Source organism: Micromonospora sp. NPDC002575 (assembly GCF_042889525.1).
GTDB classification, from domain to species: Bacteria; Actinomycetota; Actinomycetes; order Mycobacteriales; family Micromonosporaceae; genus Micromonospora; species Micromonospora carbonacea.
In genome coordinates this window covers 97,943-112,212 of sequence record NZ_JBIARA010000006.1, presented here as the reverse complement: position 1 = coordinate 112,212, position 14,270 = coordinate 97,943, and the positions used below count along the sequence as shown (strand labels likewise).

Here is a 14,270-nt window from a genome sequence, read left to right as displayed (position 1 = left end):
TCCGGTTTGCCCCGGCGTCGCACCGCCGCGCCGGCACCGCACCGGCCCGCCGCGAGCCCACCGCCGGCCGCGCCCCGCGCCGCCGACGACCCCGCCCGCCGCCACCCGCACCGGTGACGGCCCCGGCGGGTTCCGTCCGGCACCGGTCGACGCGCGGCCCCGCCCGCGCCCGCGGGCCCCGACCGACAGTCCACTTCGCCCCATCCGAGGTGCCCCTCATGCAGACCGCGCTCTCCTCCGTCCTGCTCGACGTGCCCCGGGCCGCCGCGATCTGGCTGGCCCTGCTCGTCCTCGCCGTCGTCGCCGTGGCCGGCCTGGTCGCCCGGCCCGACCTGTTCCGCTCCGTGATCGGCGGGCGGATCCGCGAGGCCGCCATGCCCAGCCTCCTGGAGGAGGCCGCCGAGGAGCGGGCCCAGCGCCGGTACGCCGACGAGGTGGCGACTGCGGCGGAACGGGCGGCGGCGACCGCCCGGCGGATGCGGGCCGAGTGGCTGTCCGCACAGGATGAGGTGGAGGCCGCCTGGCAGGCGTACGAGGCCGCGGAGGCAGACGTCCGCCGGCTGGCCGCCGCCACGGCCCTGCCCCGTCCGCACACCGGGCGCACCCCCGCCGAGTACGCCGACCGCGAGCGCTACCTGCACCGGGCCGCGCTGGACGCGTACTGGCGGCGGGAGCTGTCGGAGGAGCAGCTGAGCGACGTGTTCGCGCACCGCAACGGGTGGGACCCCCGGCTGCACCCGGTCGACCAGGAGCTGGTGCTGCGCCGGGCCGTACGCGACCACCTGCGCGCCCGGCAGGAGGCCGCCCGGGAGCGGGAGCAGGCCGCCTGGCGGGCCGCCGAGCAGGCCGCCGTCGCCGCGCGCAGCCTGCGCGACGAGGCGTTCGCCGCGACCGTGCCCGCCCCGCAGGAGCAGTCGTCGCTGCTGCCCGGGGTGGCCGACGAGCCGTCGCCGGCCGCCGAGCAGACCCGCGAGATGCCGGTGGTCGCCCGGCAGAAGCCGGCCGTGGCGAGGGGCCGGGCCGCCGTCCCGGTGTGACCCGCCTCGGCCGGCCCGCGCCGCTCGCGCACCCCGGCCGGCCCGCGCCGCTCGCGCACCGCGTGGGGTGAGAAGGGGACCCTTCTCTACCGCAGGCGTTAACAGGGGGCCCTTCCTTGCGCCCCGTCGGCTAGCGTGGGCGCATGACGGAGCGCACCTGGCTGCTGGTGGTCGCCGGCCTCGTCGCGGCGGCGACGCTCGTCGGCGCCGTCGTGCTGGCCGTGCGGGTGGTCCGCACCCGAAAGCTGCTCGGCACGCTGGGCGTCGGCGGCAAGGTCGCCTTCTGGGGCGCGCTGGCCTACACCATCTTCCCGATCGACGTGCTCCCCGACCCGATCTACCTGGACGACATCGGGGTGCTCGCCGCCGCCCTGCTCTACCTGGGCCGGCTGGTCCGGCAGCACCGCGCCGCCCAGCGGCAGCTTCCCGGCCAGCCCGGGCCCGACGCGAGCAGGAGCCGCCGCCCGGTCGGCTGAGCGTGCCATGATCGGAGTCGGCCCCCGCCCAGGGGGCGGCATGGTGCGGCGGGATCGGACAGGGGCGGGACAATGCCGGGCGACCATCGGTTGGGCATCCACGACGAACGGGTCCTCGCGTTCTGCCGGGAACGGCACCTGGCCACCCTGACGACGCTGCGCGCCGACGGGACCCCGCACGTCGTGCCGGTCGGGATGACCCTCGACCCGGCGGCCGGCCTGGCCCGGGTGATCACGTCGGGCACGTCGGCCAAGGCCCGGCACGTCGCGGCGGCCGGCGCGGCGGGCACGCCGGTGGCGGTCTGTCACGTCGACGGGAGGCGCTGGCTGACCGTGGAGGGTCGGGCGGTGCTGCGCGCCGACGCGGCGGCGGTCGCCGAGGCCGAGCGCCGGTACGCCGAGCGCTACCGCGTCCCGCGCCCCAACCCGCAGCGGGTCGTCATCGAGATCGCCGTGACCCGGGTGCTGGGCAGCCTCTGACCGTTCGGACGGTCGCTGCCTGCCGGGTCCTTCCCGGGCGACCCGGCAGGCGGCGGCGTGCCGATCGTTCCTAGCGGGACGGTGTGTCGACGGTCAGGGCTCGGGGGCGATCTGCCGGCGGCTGTCCGCCTCGGAGACGAGGATCGCCTCCATCGGGCAGGAGTCGGCCGCGTCGAGCACCGCCTGCGCCGGGGCCACCCGCTCGGCCAGCGGGCGGGACAGCCCGTCCACCAGGCCGAAGTGCCTGGGTGCCGTCCCGGCGCAGATGCCCGAGCCGATGCACCGCGTCGGGTCCACGTGCAGCCGCCACCCCGGGCCGGGCTGTCCTTCCTCCACGCTCACCTGATCCTCCCCCTCACCAGGCCACCGGCATCGCGGTGAGGCCGCGTACCAGTAGGCCGCTCTTCCAGGTCAGCTCCGGCTCGGGCACCGCCAGGCGCAGCCCCGGAGTGCGGTCGAGCAGGGTGTCCAGCACCACCTGGAGCTCCATCCGGGCGAGCTGGGCGCCGACGCAGTGGTGCACGCCGTGCCCGAAGCCCAGGTGCGGGTTGACCTCCCGGCCCAGGTCGAGCCGGTCGGCGTCGGCGAAGACCGTCTCGTCCCGGTTGGCCGACGGGATCGACACGATCACCGGCTCGCCCGCGCGCACGAGCACCCCACCGATCTCGACGTCCTCCTTCGCGTAGCGGGCGAAGGCGCTGGTCGCGCCGAGCGGCACGAACCGCATCAGCTCCTCGACCGCGCTGGGGACCAGCGTCCGGTCGGCCAGCAGCCGGGCCCACTCGTCGGGGTGGTGCAGCAGGACGTACACGAAGTTGGGGATCTGGGTGACGGTGGTCTCGTGGCCGGCGGCGAGCAGCCCCGCCGCGAGCTGGACCACCTCCTCCTCGCTGAGCCGGTCGTCGGCGTCGCGGGCCCGGACCATCGCGCCGATCAGGTCGTCGGTGGGCTCGTCGCGCCGCCGCGCGATCAGCTCGCCCATGTACGCGAACAGGTTGTCGATGTACTGCTGAATCCGCTCCTGGCTCAGCGAGGTGGTCGAGACGATCGCCTCCGACCAGGTGTGGAACCGGTCCTGGTCGGCGACCGGCACACCGAGCAGGTCGCAGATGACCCGGATCGGCAGCGGGGTGGCCACGTGCTCCACCAGGTCGGCCGGCGGGCCGGCGGCGAGCAGGTTGCCGACCAGTTCGTCGGCCACCTGCCGGGTGCGGGGGCGCAGCTCCTCGACCCGCCGCGCGGTGAACGCACGCGCCACGAGCCGGCGCAGGCGGGTGTGGTCGGGCGGGTCCATGGACAGGATGCCGCCCTGGATCTGCCGAGCGGTGTTGCGTGGCTCGTCGCGCCCCACGGCGGCGGCCCGGCTGAATCGGGCGTCACCGAGCACGGTACGCACGTCGGCGTGCCGGGTGGCCAGCCAGGCCGGCTCGCCGTACGGCAGGCGGACCCGGATCAGCGGCTCGTCGCGGCGCAGCCGGGCGTAGCGCGGATCGAGGTCGAGCCGGTCGGGGGCACTGAACGGGTAGTGCGGGATCGTCGCCTCGGATGTATCGGTCACCGGATGACTTCCTCTCGTCCGCGGCCCCGCCGTCGGGCCGCCCGGTCCGCCGGGGCAGCCCACCTGGAGTCATGCCCCGAATACGGATCGTAGCGAGAGTGTTCGATGGTCGGCCAGTGAGCGGGGCCGGATTTCCGGTGCCGGGTCGCGCTGCGGTCCCGGGCCGCCTCGGCGCGGCGGCCCGGGACCGCAGGCGGGCCCAGGTCAGCGTGGCGAGGTGTCGCCCTCGCCGGTGCGCCGCTGGGCCATGTCGACACCCTTGTCGATCTGCTTGTCGTACTTGCCGCCGCTGCGCTGGTCGGCCATGTCGCCGGCCTTCTCGATGCCCTGGTCGACCTGCTTGTCGTGCTTGTCGGCGACGTCCTTGGCCTTGTCCATGAAGTCACTCACGCGCTTCTCCCCCTCTGCTGGGTCCCTCCGCTGATTCCCTGGTGGCGGCGTTCCCTGCCGCAACCCGCACAAACCGCCGCCGGACCGGCCCCGCGCCAGCCGGACAGTTCGCGTTCCGCCCGAACGACAACTGTCCAAGATTGGTACGAGGTGGGGCGGGTGTCGGGGAGGCGGCGTTCGGGTACGGGGACCTCGCCGAGAGTGGGAGGCTGACGTGGTCGACGACGGTGCCGTGGGTACGACGGACGACGGGGAACACGCCGGGCGGGTCACGGTCGACGCAGGCGGGACGGTGCCGCGCCAGGCGTGGGCCGGGCTGCCGTGGCTGGTCCGCTCGGCCGTGCTGTGGAGCGCCTGCCTGGTGGTGGTCGTCGCCGGGCTCTACCTGGTCGGGAAGATCGCCGTGCTGCTGGCTCCGCTGGCGATCGCGCTGGCCGCGACGCTGTTCCTCACCGCCCTGCTCGACCCGGTGCTGCTCCTGCTGCGCCGGCTCCGGCTGCCGGCGGCGCTGGCCGCCCTGCTCACCGTGCTGTTCCTGCTCGGCGTCCTGGTCGGCGTCGGGGTGCTGGTGTGGAACCTGACCGCCAGCCAGTTCGGCGAGCTGAGCCAGGAGCTGGACCAGGGTCTCCAGCGGACGCGGGACTTCGTCACCTCCACCCTCCCGGTCACCGACGCCCAGCTCGACAAGCTGATCCGGCAGACCCGGGACGGGCTGGGCGGTGGCGCCCCCGACCCGGTCGGCGGGGCGCGGACGGCCGCCGAGGTCGCCGGCTCCGTCCTGCTCTCCCTGGTGCTGCTCTTCTTCCTGCTCAAGGACGGCCGCTCGATGTGGCACTGGGTGCTACGCCGCACGGCCGGCCCCAACCGGGACGTCGCCGCCGAGGCCGGCCGGGTGGGCTGGCGGACGCTCGGCGCGTACAGCCGGGGGACGATGATCATCGCGGCGATCGACGCGCTCGGGATCGGCCTGGCCCTGGTGGTGCTCCGGGTGCCGCTCGCCCTGCCGCTGGCCCTGATCACCTTCCTCGGCGGGTTCGTCCCCATCATCGGGGCTACCGTGGCCGGGGCGGTGGCGGTGCTGGTGGCGCTCGCCGCGAAGGGGCCGACCGTCGCGCTGCTCACGCTGGCCGCCGTGATCGCCGTACAGCAGATCGAGGGCAACCTGCTGGAGCCGCTGGTGATGAAGCGGCAGGTCCAACTGCACCCGGCGGTGGTCCTGGTGGCGGTGACGGCCGGCACGCTGATCGCCGGCATCGCCGGGGCGTTCGTCTCGGTGCCGGTCACGGCGGTCGCGTACCGGGTGATCGACACCGTGCAGCGGCACCGGCAGGCCGCCGCCGCACGGCCGCCCGCGCCCGCCTGAGACCGGTGGCCCGTCAGGCGGGCGGGCGCAGGTGGGTGGCGAACCAGTCGGCCGCCGCCTCGGCGACCTGCTCCAGGGTGCCCGGCTCCTCGAACAGGTGCGTCGCCCCGGGCACCACCCGCAGCTCGCCCGCCTCGCCCAGCTCCGCCATCGCCTGCTCGTTGAGCGTGATCACCTGCTCGTCCAGGCCACCCACCAGCAGCAACGTCGGGGCGGCCACCCGGGGCAGGGCCCGGCCGGCCAGGTCCGGCCGGCCGCCCCGGGAGACCACGGCCCGGACGCGCTCGGGACGGGCCGCCGCGGCGACCAGCGCGGCGGCGGCGCCGGTGCTCGCGCCGAACAGACCCACCGGCAACCGGGCCAGCGTCGGCTCGACGCCCATCCAGTCGACGATCGCGGCCAGCCGGTCGGCGAGCAGCCCGATGTCGAACCGGAGTTCGGCGGTGCGGGCGTCGACCCGGTCCTCCTCCGGCGTGAGCAGGTCCACCAGCACCGTGCCGAGCGCCCGCTCGTTCAGCACCCCCGCCACGGCCCTGTTCCGGGGACTGCGCCGGGAGCTGCCGCTGCCGTGCGCGAAGAGCACGACACCCGTGGCCCCGGCCGGGACCAGCACGTCGGCCGGCAGCCCGGCGTCGCCCACCGGGATCGTGACCTCGCCGCCCCGGGTCGTCGTGCCCACCTGTCCGCGCGTCGCCATCGCACACCCTCCCCACGGCTTCCGCCTCGTCCGGTGCCGCTTACCCGCCCCGGCGGCCGGGATTCGCCGTTGCCTTGACATCGGCGGCAAGGTCTAGCGTGGCGGTCAGCGACGGGTGGAGGAGGTCGGATGCTGATCGGTGAGCTGGCGGAGCGCGCCGGCACGAGCACCCGGACCCTGCGGTACTACGAGTCGCAGGGGCTGGTCCGGCCCCGGCGCTCCGCCAACGGCTACCGCGTCTACGACGAGGCGGAGCTGCGGGTCGTACACGAGATCCGGGCCCTGCTCGCGGTGGGCTTCGGCCTGGACGACATCCGGCCGTTCGTGGCCTGCCTCCGGGCCGGGCACGCCTCGGGGGACGTCTGCCCGGACTCGGTGGCCGTGCTGCGCCGCAAGCTGGCCGAGGTCGACGCCTACCTCGACCGGCTCGGCGCGGTGCGGCGGCAACTGCACGACCAACTCGCCCAGGCCATCGCGTACCGGGAGGAAACATGCCTCAGGAAACGGGAACGTCCCCGCTGACCGCCGTCACCGACGCCTCGTTCGCCGCGACGGTGCTCGCCGCCGACCGGCCGGTGGTCGTCGACTTCTGGGCCGAGTGGTGCCCGCCCTGCGTGGCGGTCTCGCGGAGCCTCGCCGAGTTGGCCGGGGAGTTCGGCGACCGGCTGCGCATCGTCACGCTGAACACCGACGAGAACCCGGCGACGACCCGGGCGTACCAGGTGATGTCGCTGCCGACCCTGCTGGTGTTCCGCGGTGGCGAGATGGTCGGCTCGACCGTCGGGGCCCGCCCCAAGAGCAACCTGCGGCTCAGCTTCGCCCGGCACCTGGAACCCTGGCGGCCCTGACCCGGCCGGCCCTGACCCGGCCGGCCGCCGCCCGCCGCAGATCGCCGCCGCCGTTTGCCGCCCAGCCGAGCGGGAAGGTGCGGGGTGACCGCAGCACCGGCGCAGCCGCGCCCCGACGGATCGCGAGGATCGTCATGGCCCGACAGCAGGACAGGTCCAAGCAGCAGACCGCCGAGCGGGACGAACGGCGGGAACGGGACGCCGAGCGCAGCCGGGACTGGGCGGACGAGGCGGCGCAGGCCCGCACCGCCGACGACCCGCGTACCGTCGCCCCGCACGACGCGGCCGGTCGCCCCTCCAACGGGCGACAGTTCTGACCCCTCCCCGGTCGGTCGGGGAAGCGCCCCGGCCGACCGGGAACGCCCGCCGCGGGGACGGGCTCAGCCGAGCTGCTCCGGGAGGCGGAGCCGCGGTGCCCGGCCGGGCGGCTGCTCCGGTTCGGTGGCCGGCGGCGTGAACGGCGGCACCGGCACGGTGACCGGCTCCGCGTAGGTCACCCGCACCTTCTCGCCGTGGTGCCGCAGTTCCACCACGTCGTCGGCGCGGCCGTGGCGCAGCGCGTACGTCGTCTGGTGCGCCCGAACGTCGACCCGCAGCCGCAGCCCCCGCCACTGCAACGAGAACTCCAGCCGGTCGAGCCGGCTCGGCAGCCGGGGCGCGAACGTCAGCGTCCCGTCGTGGTCGCGCAGCCCGCCGAACCCGGCGACCAGGGCGATCCACGCGCCGGCGAGGGACGCCATGTGCACCCCGTCGCGGGTGTTCTCGTTGAGGTCGTGCAGGTCCATCAGCGCGGCCTCGCGCAGGTACCGGTGGGCCAGCTCCAGGTAGCCCACCTCGGCGGCGATCACCGCCTGCGTGCAGGCCGACAGCGACGAGTCCCGTACGGTGCGCCGCTCGCAGTAGAGGAAGTTGCGCCGCTTCTGCTCCTCGGTGAACGCGTCCCCCCGCCAGTGCATGGCGAGCACCAGGTCGGCCTGCTTGATGACCTGCTTGCGATACAGGTCGAAGTACGGGTAGTGCAGCAGCAGCGGATACTTCTCGGTCGGCGTGTGCTCGAAGTCCCACTCCTGGAGCCGGGTGAACCCCTCCACCTGCTCGTGCACGGCGACGCCCTCGTCGTACGGGACGCACATCGCGTTCGCCGCGTCCCGCCAGGCCGCCGCCTCCTCCTCGGTGACCCCCAGGTCGATCGCCTGGTCCCGGAAGCGCATCGCGCACTCGGCGGCGGTGAGCAGGTTCCGCTGCGCCATCAGGTTGGTGTAGACGTTGTCGTTCTTCACGGCCGTGTACTCGTCGGGGCCGGTCACGCCGTCGATGTGGAACCGGCCGTGCCGGTCATGGTGCCCGAGGGAGCGCCACAGCCGGGCCGTCTCGATCAGCAGCTCCAGGCCGATCTCCCGCTCCAGCCCCTCGTCGCCGGTGACCAGCACGTACCGGCGCAGCGCGTCGGCCACGTCGGCGGCGATGTGGAACGCCGCCGTCCCCGCCGGCCAGTACGCCGACGACTCCGGCCCCTCGATCGTGCGCCACGGGAACGCCGCCCCGGCCAGGTTCAGCGTGCGGGCCCGCTCCTGCGCCTGGGCGATAGTGGAGTGCCGCCAGTACAGGGCGTCGCGCACCGCGCCGGGCTGGGTGTAGGTGAGCACCGGCAACACGAACATCTCGGTGTCCCAGAAGGCGTGCCCGTCGTACCCCGGGCCGGTGAGGCCCTTCGCGGAGATCGGCCGGCGCTCGGCCCGCGCCCCGGCCTGGAGCACGTGGAACAGCCCGAACCGCACCGCCTGCTGCACCTCCGGGTCGCCCTCGACCCGGACGTCGGCGGCGTCCCAGAATTCGTCGAGGTATTCCCGCTGCTCCCGGCGCAGCCCGTCCCAGCTGTCGAGGCGGGCCGCGGCGAGGGCCGCGCCGACCTGGTCGCGCAGCGCCGGCAGCGACCGGCGGCTCGACCAGCCGTACGCCAGGTACTTGACCACCCGCAGCGTCTCGCCGGGCTTCAGCACGCAACCCACGGTGGTACGGACCCAGTCCTCGTACCCCTCGGTGTCGACGGTGGCGTGCTCCGGCGCGTACACGTCGTGGTCCATGGCGGCGGCCACCCGCAGCCCGCTGACCTTGGTGCGGTGGATGAGCAGCCCTCCGTCGTTGGTGGTCAGTTCCTCCTCGGCCTGCAACGGCGACTCCAGCACCGCCGCCACCCGGGGGTCGCGGCTCTGCGCCGGCAGGGACTCGTTGGCCACCAACTCCGACTGGAGGATCAGCCGCAGCGGCCCGTCGACCGCCTCGACCTCGTAGTTGATGGCGGCCACGGAGCGCTGGGTGAACGACACCAGCCGGGTGCTGCGCACCTTGACCTCGCGCCCGGCGGGGGTGCGCCAGTGCAGCTCCCGGTGCAGGGTGCCGGCGCGCAGGTCGAGGACCCGCTCGTGGGCGAGGAGCTCGCCGTACCGCACGTCGAGGGGTTCGTCGTCGACGAGCAGCCGGATCAGCTTGCCGTTGGTGACGTTGACGATGGTCTGTCCGGACTCGGGGAAACCGAACCCGGCCTCCGCGTACGGCAGGGGGCGCAGCTCGTAGAAGCTGTTCAGGTACGTCCCGGGCAGGCCGTGCGGCTCGCCCTCGTCGAGGTTGCCGCGCAGGCCGATGTGCCCGTTGGAGAGCGCGAAGACCGACTCGGACTGGGCCAGGACGTCCATGTCGAGCCGGGTCTCCCGGATGTGCCAGGGCTCCACCGGATAGGCGCGTTCCCGGATCATGCGTCGGGCCTCCCGTCCACCAGGTCGGCGAGGTCGGTCACCACGACGTCCGCCCCGTGCGCGCGCAGCTCGTCGGCCTGGCCCACCCGGTCGACGCCGACGACGTACCCGAATCCGCCGGCCCGGCCGGCGGCCACCCCGGCTAGGGCGTCCTCGAAGACGGCGGCCTGCGCGGGGTCGACGCCGAGCAGCTTCGCGCCGGCCAGGAACGTGTCGGGCTGCGGCTTGCCGCGCAGCCCCTGCTCGCGGGCGACCACCCCGTCGACCCGGGCCTCCAGCAGCGGCTCCAGCCCGGCGGCGGCGACGACGTCGCGGCAGTTGGCGCTGGCCGAAACGACGGCGCGGCGCAGCCCGGCGGCGGTCGCCGCCCGCAGGTACGTCACGGAGCCCGGATAGACCTCGACCCCGTCGGTGTGGATGCGCTTGAGCAGGACCGCGTTCTTCCGGTTGCCGACACCGTGGACGGTGTCCGCGTCGGGCGGGTCGTCGGGCGAGCCCTCCGGCAGGACGATGCCCCGGGAGGCGAGGAACGACCGCACCCCGTCGGCGCGGGGCTTCCCGTCGACGTACCGGTTGTAGTCGGGCCCCGGGTCGAACGGCCGGTACGGCTCCCCGGTGGCCGCCGCGCGACGCCGGAGGAACGCGTCGAACGTCTCGGTCCACGCGGCGTTGTGCACCCGGGCGGTCTGCGTCAGCACACCGTCCAGGTCGAAGAGACACGCGGTCACGTGAGCAGGCAGGCCCAGCACGGTACGAATCTATCCACCCCCGGAACCCGCCAAACCCCTTTGAGAAGGAAGGGCCCCTTGTTAACGCCTACGGTATAGAAGGTCACCCCTCTCACCACGCGAGGCGGCGGCGCGCGGCGGCGGGGCGGCGCGCGGCGGCGGGGCGGCGCGCGGCGGCGGGGCGGCGGCGCGGCGGCGGCGGGGCGGCGCGGGATCGGGGCGCGGGGTCAGCGGTGGGGGCGCAGCGTCCAGACGACCGTCATCGCCGAGGTCGGGGTGCCGTCCTCGGTGCCGATCCCGACCTCGACCGGGAACTCGGGCCGCCGGCCGGCCTCCAGCTCCGCGAGCACCTCGGACGCGGGCCGGCCGAGCCGCGCGGTGGCCAGCACCGGGCCCATCGCCACCTTCTGGTACGCGATCTCCGCCCGCACCGCCAGCGGCACCACCCGGTCGAGGAGCTGCCCGAACGCGGCGAGCACCACCGCGCCGGAGGCGGTCTCGCCGAGGGCGAACATCGCTCCGGCGTGCGGGCCGCCGACGTGGTTGTGGGTGGCCGGCGAGTCGGGCAGCCGGACCACGGCGCGCACGCCGCCCTCGGCCTCGGGGGCCACCTCGACGAATTCGACGCCGAGCGTGCGGGCGAACGGCACCGCCTCCAGCATGCCGGCGGCGACCTGGCGCGAGTCGATGGTCATGCCCGCAGGCTACTCCGCAGTAACTTGTAGCTCAAGCAGCGGCCCGCGCCTCAACGCCGAACCACCTCAGCGCTGAACGACCACAACGCCGAGCGACCACAACGCCGAGCGACCTCAGCGCTGAACGATCTCAGCGCTGGACGACCACAACGCCGAGCGACCTCAGCGCCGAGCGAACTCGGCGGCGGTGGCCTCAGCGGCGCTTCGCCTGCGCGACGAACGCCGCCCAGCTCGCCGGGGCGAACACCAGCGCGGGGCCCCGCCGGTCCTTGCTGTCGCGCACCGCGACCGCCCCCGGCAGGTTGTCGGCCACCTCCACGCAGTCGCCCTGGTTGCCGCTGCTGCGGGAGCTCTTGCGCCAGGTCGCGCCGGTCAGGTCCATGCCTCTGCCGCCTCCGTGATCGCCGTGAGCGTGGCGCCGTGCGGCAGCGCCTCCGCCCGCACGGACTCCCACCCCTGCCGCAGCGAGTGTACGTCCACTGTGCGCTCCACGATGGTGCCCTGCAACTGGTTGTCCAGGTAACCGACGTCGTTCGCCTCGGGCAGGGTGGCGAGCACGAACGCGCCGTTGAGCCCCGGGTACGCGCCGGTGCCGCGCGGCACCAGGTGCAGGTGCACCCGGGGGCGGCGGCCCATCTCGACCAGGTGCCGCAACTGCTCGCGCATCACGGCGGGCCCGCCGACGGGGCGCTCCAGCACGGTGTGGTCGAGCACGGCCACGAGCTGCGGCGGGGCGGGCCGGTCGAGCACCGCCTGCCGGGCCAGCCGCGCGGCGAGGGGCTGCTCGATCGCGTCGCCGACGAGCTGGGCCGCGCCCTCGTAGAGCGCGCGGGCGTACGCCTCGGTCTGTAGCAGGCCCGGCACGACCAGCGGCTGGAAGCTGCGCAGCGTGGTGGCCTCCTGCTCGATGGTCACCCACTCGCGGAACCACGGCATCAGGCTCTCCCGCACCAGCGTGTCCCGGATGCGCACCAGCAACCCCTCGCCGCCCAGCGTGTCGTCGCACCGCTGGGTGAACTCCTCCCGGGGCGGGCGGCGGCACTGCTCGACCGCCGCCACCAGCGACGCCGAGTAGTTCACCCGCTCGCCGAGGGCCTCCTGCGACAGGCCCGCGCCCGTCCGCAGGCGGCGCAGCTCGCCGGCGAACAGCTCCAACATGGGGATCCGATGGCTCATCTGCACACCTCTGCACGCACGCCCGGGCCGAATCGGACGGCCGGGCTGGTGGGAGCGGAAAGGCTTCTGAGAGTAGTACCGCGATCAGCAGACTGTCACGCAGCGGGGCCGCCGCCGCTTCCACCCCCGGGAACGCGGCGCGACCGCGCGGGCCCGCCCCGCCATTCCCCCGGCGGGGCGGGCCCCTTCCGGCAAGAAAGGAGACGTACGTGATCAGCCACCAGCTTCCGCAGCCCGGTGACGGGCCGGCGGCGGACCGCCCTCGGGCGTACCCGCCGCACGCCACGCCGCACACCCCGCTGCGCCCACTGTGGTGCTGCCGGGCGTGCGGGCAGCCGTGGCCGTGCGCCGAGGCGCGGTTGCTGCTCAGGGCGGACTACGCGGACAACGCGATCGGCCTGTCGATCTACCTGTGCGGGATGTTCTACGAGGCGGCCCGGGACCTCTACCGGCTCAACCCCGACGACGGCCCCGCCCCCGGCGACCTGTACGCCCGCTTCGTCGCCTGGGGCCCGTACCGCCGCCGCCCACCCACCCCCGACCCCCCGTAGCCGATCATGCCCGCCTGGCCGGCGGCACCCGGGCCGCACGAACGAACCCGCATGATCGCGCTCGATCAGGGATCGAGTGGCCACGTTGCGCCGGAATGGCAACTCTTTCCGCGATCGAGCGCGATCATGCGGGACCGGGGGTCTACCGGACGGGCGTCAGAAGAGGTTGCCGATGGTGCGGATGATCTCGGCGTAGAAGTTGCCCTCGATGCTGCGGAACAGCGCGAACCCCTCCCCGGGGCTGCCGAAGAACGGGCGCAGGGTCCACGCTAGCTGGGTGCCGACGAAGCCGAACAGCAGGATCCACACGTACAGCAGGGTCATGCTGGCCGGGCGCTGCCCGTCCGGTGCGGGGCGCTCCGCCGGGTACGGCCACTGCCGGTGCGGCTGCGCCGGGTACCCGGGCGGGAGCGGGCCCGGCCCGGCCGGCACCAGGTGCTGCCCGGCCACCACCTGCTGCGGCGAAGCGCCGGCCGCGACGGGCACGGGCGCGGCAGGCACGGGCACGGGCACGGGCGCGGCAGGCACGGGCACGGGCGCGGCAGGCACGGGCGCGGCCGGCACGGGCGCGGCGGCGGGCTCGCCAGCCGCAGCCGCCGCAGTGGCGGGGGCGGCCGGAGCCGCCGGAGCGGCCGGGACCGCCGGGGTCGCGGCGCCCGCGCCGTTCGCGCCGACCGCCACCGGCTCGGCGGCGGGCTGACCGACGGCCTGCGGCGTCGCCTGAGCAGCCGGCACCCCCAAAGCCGGCGCAGCCGGCACCCCCAAAGCCGGCGCAGCCGGCACCCCCAAAGCCGGCGCAGCCGGCACCCCCAAAGCCGGCGCAGCCGGCACCGCCAAAGCCGGCGCGGCCGGCACCGCCGGAGCCAAAGCCGCCGGAGCCGAAGCCGCCGGAGCCGAAGCCGCCGGGGCCGGGGCAGCCGGGACGACGGCCGGGGCAGCCGGGACGACGGCCGGGGCAGCGACGGCAGGAGCCGCCGCCGGGGCGAGCAGGCCGTGCGCGTTGAGCACCTGCATCCCGCCGGTCAGGAAGCGCAGCCCGACCACCGCGCTCAGCGTCAGGATCGCGACGTTGAGCAGCTTGAAGAAGCCGTAGTCCGGTGCGGTGATCAGGAAGAACAGGCTGATCGGCGCGAACGCCACGGCCAGCATCGAGGTGACGGTGATCGCCACCATCACCAGCGCCAGCGACTGCCGCACCGACAGCCGGGCCCCGAACACGAGGTTGAACAGGTAGAGCGTGGGCAGGCAGATGGCGAGGGTGACCAGGAACAGCAGCGGCAGCTTCACCGCCGACGTCAACGCCATCAGCACGCTGTGGAACGCGCCCAGCACCGCGCCGTAGCAGGCCAGGGCGATGCCCGAGCTGGCCAGCATGCGCAGCGTGAGGCCGGTGAGGTCGCGGTCGGCCACGATCTGCTGCCAGACGCCCTGCCGGTCGCGCAGGATGCGTTCGATGACGAGCGGGCTCGGACGGTCACCCGACACGGGCTGACCCCTTTCTCACACCGTGCTCAGTGG

General features: G+C 74.8%; 18 protein-coding genes. 8 read left to right on the top strand and 10 right to left on the bottom strand.

The genetic code is table 11. The features are described 5' to 3' along the window. Positions 1-218: 218 nt before the first annotated feature. The 3 genes from ACFYWL_RS11870 (at position 219) to ACFYWL_RS11860 (ending at position 1,993) form a co-directional block, all read left to right on the top strand. Positions 219-1,037 carry a hypothetical protein gene (locus ACFYWL_RS11870; protein WP_386970848.1) on the top strand — a complete coding sequence of 273 codons (819 nt, stop codon included), beginning with the start codon at positions 219-221 and terminating at the stop codon, positions 1,035-1,037. Positions 1,038-1,180: 143 nt separating this feature from the next. Continuing rightward, entirely contained in the window at positions 1,181-1,513 is a 333-nt protein-coding gene (locus ACFYWL_RS11865) for a YkvA family protein (protein WP_386970845.1), read from the top strand. Between the two features lie 72 nt (positions 1,514-1,585). Continuing rightward, a complete protein-coding gene (locus ACFYWL_RS11860) occupies positions 1,586-1,993 on the top strand; it encodes a TIGR03618 family F420-dependent PPOX class oxidoreductase (RefSeq protein ID WP_386970843.1) in 408 nt (135 codons plus the stop codon). 93 nt (positions 1,994-2,086) lie between these two features. Here the strand turns inward: ACFYWL_RS11860 and ACFYWL_RS11855 are convergent, their stop codons facing one another. The 3 genes from ACFYWL_RS11855 to ACFYWL_RS11845 all read right to left on the bottom strand — a co-directional run bounded on the left by ACFYWL_RS11855 (position 2,087) and on the right by ACFYWL_RS11845 (position 3,941). Continuing rightward, positions 2,087-2,335 carry a ferredoxin gene (locus ACFYWL_RS11855; protein ID WP_386970840.1) on the bottom strand — a complete coding sequence of 83 codons (249 nt, stop codon included), beginning with the start codon at positions 2,333-2,335 and terminating at the stop codon, positions 2,087-2,089. 13 nt (positions 2,336-2,348) lie between these two features. Further along, positions 2,349-3,551: a cytochrome P450 gene (locus tag ACFYWL_RS11850; protein WP_386970837.1), complete on the bottom strand. Its 1,203-nt coding sequence runs from the start codon at positions 3,549-3,551 to the stop codon at positions 2,349-2,351. Between the two features lie 204 nt (positions 3,552-3,755). Beyond that, positions 3,756-3,941, bottom strand: a complete 186-nt coding sequence (locus tag ACFYWL_RS11845; RefSeq protein ID WP_386970834.1) for an antitoxin — start codon at positions 3,939-3,941, stop codon at positions 3,756-3,758. A 214-nt stretch (positions 3,942-4,155) separates the two neighbouring features. On the opposite strand from ACFYWL_RS11845, the gene ACFYWL_RS11840 reads away from it, so the two are divergent. Beyond that, on the top strand, positions 4,156-5,304 hold the full coding sequence (locus tag ACFYWL_RS11840; protein WP_386970832.1) for an AI-2E family transporter: 1,149 nt from the start codon (positions 4,156-4,158) through the stop codon (positions 5,302-5,304). Positions 5,305-5,317: 13 nt separating this feature from the next. On the opposite strand, the gene ACFYWL_RS11835 is transcribed toward ACFYWL_RS11840, so the two are convergent. Then, a complete protein-coding gene (locus tag ACFYWL_RS11835) occupies positions 5,318-6,001 on the bottom strand; it encodes a dienelactone hydrolase family protein (RefSeq protein WP_386970830.1) in 684 nt (227 codons plus the stop codon). A gap of 129 nt (positions 6,002-6,130) precedes the next feature. Here ACFYWL_RS11835 and ACFYWL_RS11830 point away from each other — a divergent pair, with 129 nt between their 5' ends. The 3 genes from ACFYWL_RS11830 to ACFYWL_RS11820 all read left to right on the top strand — a co-directional run bounded on the left by ACFYWL_RS11830 (position 6,131) and on the right by ACFYWL_RS11820 (position 7,166). Beyond that, on the top strand, positions 6,131-6,523 hold the full coding sequence (locus ACFYWL_RS11830; RefSeq protein WP_386970828.1) for a MerR family transcriptional regulator: 393 nt from the start codon (positions 6,131-6,133) through the stop codon (positions 6,521-6,523). After that, positions 6,493-6,849 (top strand): thioredoxin family protein, encoded by a 357-nt coding sequence (locus ACFYWL_RS11825; protein ID WP_386970825.1) that lies wholly within the window; start codon positions 6,493-6,495, stop codon positions 6,847-6,849. Before ACFYWL_RS11830 ends, ACFYWL_RS11825 begins: the two co-directional genes overlap by 31 nt. Before the next feature lie 134 nt (positions 6,850-6,983). Continuing rightward, on the top strand, positions 6,984-7,166 hold the full coding sequence (locus ACFYWL_RS11820; protein ID WP_386970822.1) for a hypothetical protein: 183 nt from the start codon (positions 6,984-6,986) through the stop codon (positions 7,164-7,166). Positions 7,167-7,229: 63 nt separating this feature from the next. Here ACFYWL_RS11820 and ACFYWL_RS11815 read toward each other — a convergent pair whose 3' ends face one another. The 5 genes from ACFYWL_RS11815 to ACFYWL_RS11795 all read right to left on the bottom strand — a co-directional run bounded on the left by ACFYWL_RS11815 (position 7,230) and on the right by ACFYWL_RS11795 (position 12,201). Continuing rightward, positions 7,230-9,602, bottom strand: a complete 2,373-nt coding sequence (locus ACFYWL_RS11815) for a glycoside hydrolase family 65 protein (RefSeq protein ID WP_386970819.1) — start codon at positions 9,600-9,602, stop codon at positions 7,230-7,232. Continuing rightward, on the bottom strand, positions 9,599-10,351 hold the full coding sequence (locus tag ACFYWL_RS11810) for a beta-phosphoglucomutase family hydrolase (RefSeq protein WP_386970817.1): 753 nt from the start codon (positions 10,349-10,351) through the stop codon (positions 9,599-9,601). Before ACFYWL_RS11810 ends, ACFYWL_RS11815 begins: the two co-directional genes overlap by 4 nt. 206 nt (positions 10,352-10,557) lie before the next feature. Continuing rightward, positions 10,558-11,025 (bottom strand): DUF4442 domain-containing protein, encoded by a 468-nt coding sequence (locus ACFYWL_RS11805; RefSeq protein WP_386970815.1) that lies wholly within the window; start codon positions 11,023-11,025, stop codon positions 10,558-10,560. 193 nt (positions 11,026-11,218) lie between these two features. Next, entirely contained in the window at positions 11,219-11,407 is a 189-nt protein-coding gene (locus ACFYWL_RS11800; protein ID WP_386970812.1) for a DUF397 domain-containing protein, read from the bottom strand. Then, the gene (locus ACFYWL_RS11795; RefSeq protein ID WP_386970809.1) at positions 11,398-12,201 is read right to left on the bottom strand and encodes a Scr1 family TA system antitoxin-like transcriptional regulator; all 804 of its coding nucleotides are present in this window, start codon (positions 12,199-12,201) and stop codon (positions 11,398-11,400) included. The genes ACFYWL_RS11800 and ACFYWL_RS11795 overlap by 10 nt, the downstream gene beginning before the upstream one ends. Positions 12,202-12,410: 209 nt before the next feature. Between ACFYWL_RS11795 and ACFYWL_RS11790 the strand changes: the two genes are divergently transcribed. Then, complete coding sequence (locus tag ACFYWL_RS11790) at positions 12,411-12,752, top strand: hypothetical protein (protein ID WP_386970806.1); 342 nt, start codon at positions 12,411-12,413, stop codon at positions 12,750-12,752. A gap of 156 nt (positions 12,753-12,908) precedes the next feature. On the opposite strand, the gene ACFYWL_RS11785 is transcribed toward ACFYWL_RS11790, so the two are convergent. Next, a complete protein-coding gene (locus ACFYWL_RS11785; protein ID WP_386970803.1) occupies positions 12,909-14,237 on the bottom strand; it encodes a hypothetical protein in 1,329 nt (442 codons plus the stop codon). Positions 14,238-14,270: the final 33 nt, after the last annotated feature.

Excerpts from the sequence above, each read along its gene's own strand:
- ACFYWL_RS11870 (WP_386970848.1), top strand. The coding sequence starts at position 219 with ATGCAGACCGCGCTCTCCTCCGTCCTGCTCGACGTGCCCCGGGCCGCC.
- ACFYWL_RS11865 (WP_386970845.1), top strand. The coding sequence starts at position 1,181 with ATGACGGAGCGCACCTGGCTGCTGGTGGTCGCCGGCCTCGTCGCGGCG.
- ACFYWL_RS11860 (WP_386970843.1), top strand. The coding sequence starts at position 1,586 with ATGCCGGGCGACCATCGGTTGGGCATCCACGACGAACGGGTCCTCGCG.
- ACFYWL_RS11835 (WP_386970830.1), bottom strand. The coding sequence starts at position 6,001 with ATGGCGACGCGCGGACAGGTGGGCACGACGACCCGGGGCGGCGAGGTC.
- ACFYWL_RS11830 (WP_386970828.1), top strand. The coding sequence starts at position 6,131 with ATGCTGATCGGTGAGCTGGCGGAGCGCGCCGGCACGAGCACCCGGACC.
- ACFYWL_RS11825 (WP_386970825.1), top strand. The coding sequence starts at position 6,493 with ATGCCTCAGGAAACGGGAACGTCCCCGCTGACCGCCGTCACCGACGCC.
- ACFYWL_RS11820 (WP_386970822.1), top strand. The coding sequence starts at position 6,984 with ATGGCCCGACAGCAGGACAGGTCCAAGCAGCAGACCGCCGAGCGGGAC.
- ACFYWL_RS11815 (WP_386970819.1), bottom strand. The coding sequence starts at position 9,602 with ATGATCCGGGAACGCGCCTATCCGGTGGAGCCCTGGCACATCCGGGAG.
- ACFYWL_RS11805 (WP_386970815.1), bottom strand. The coding sequence starts at position 11,025 with ATGACCATCGACTCGCGCCAGGTCGCCGCCGGCATGCTGGAGGCGGTG.
- ACFYWL_RS11800 (WP_386970812.1), bottom strand. The coding sequence starts at position 11,407 with ATGGACCTGACCGGCGCGACCTGGCGCAAGAGCTCCCGCAGCAGCGGC.
- ACFYWL_RS11795 (WP_386970809.1), bottom strand. The coding sequence starts at position 12,201 with ATGAGCCATCGGATCCCCATGTTGGAGCTGTTCGCCGGCGAGCTGCGC.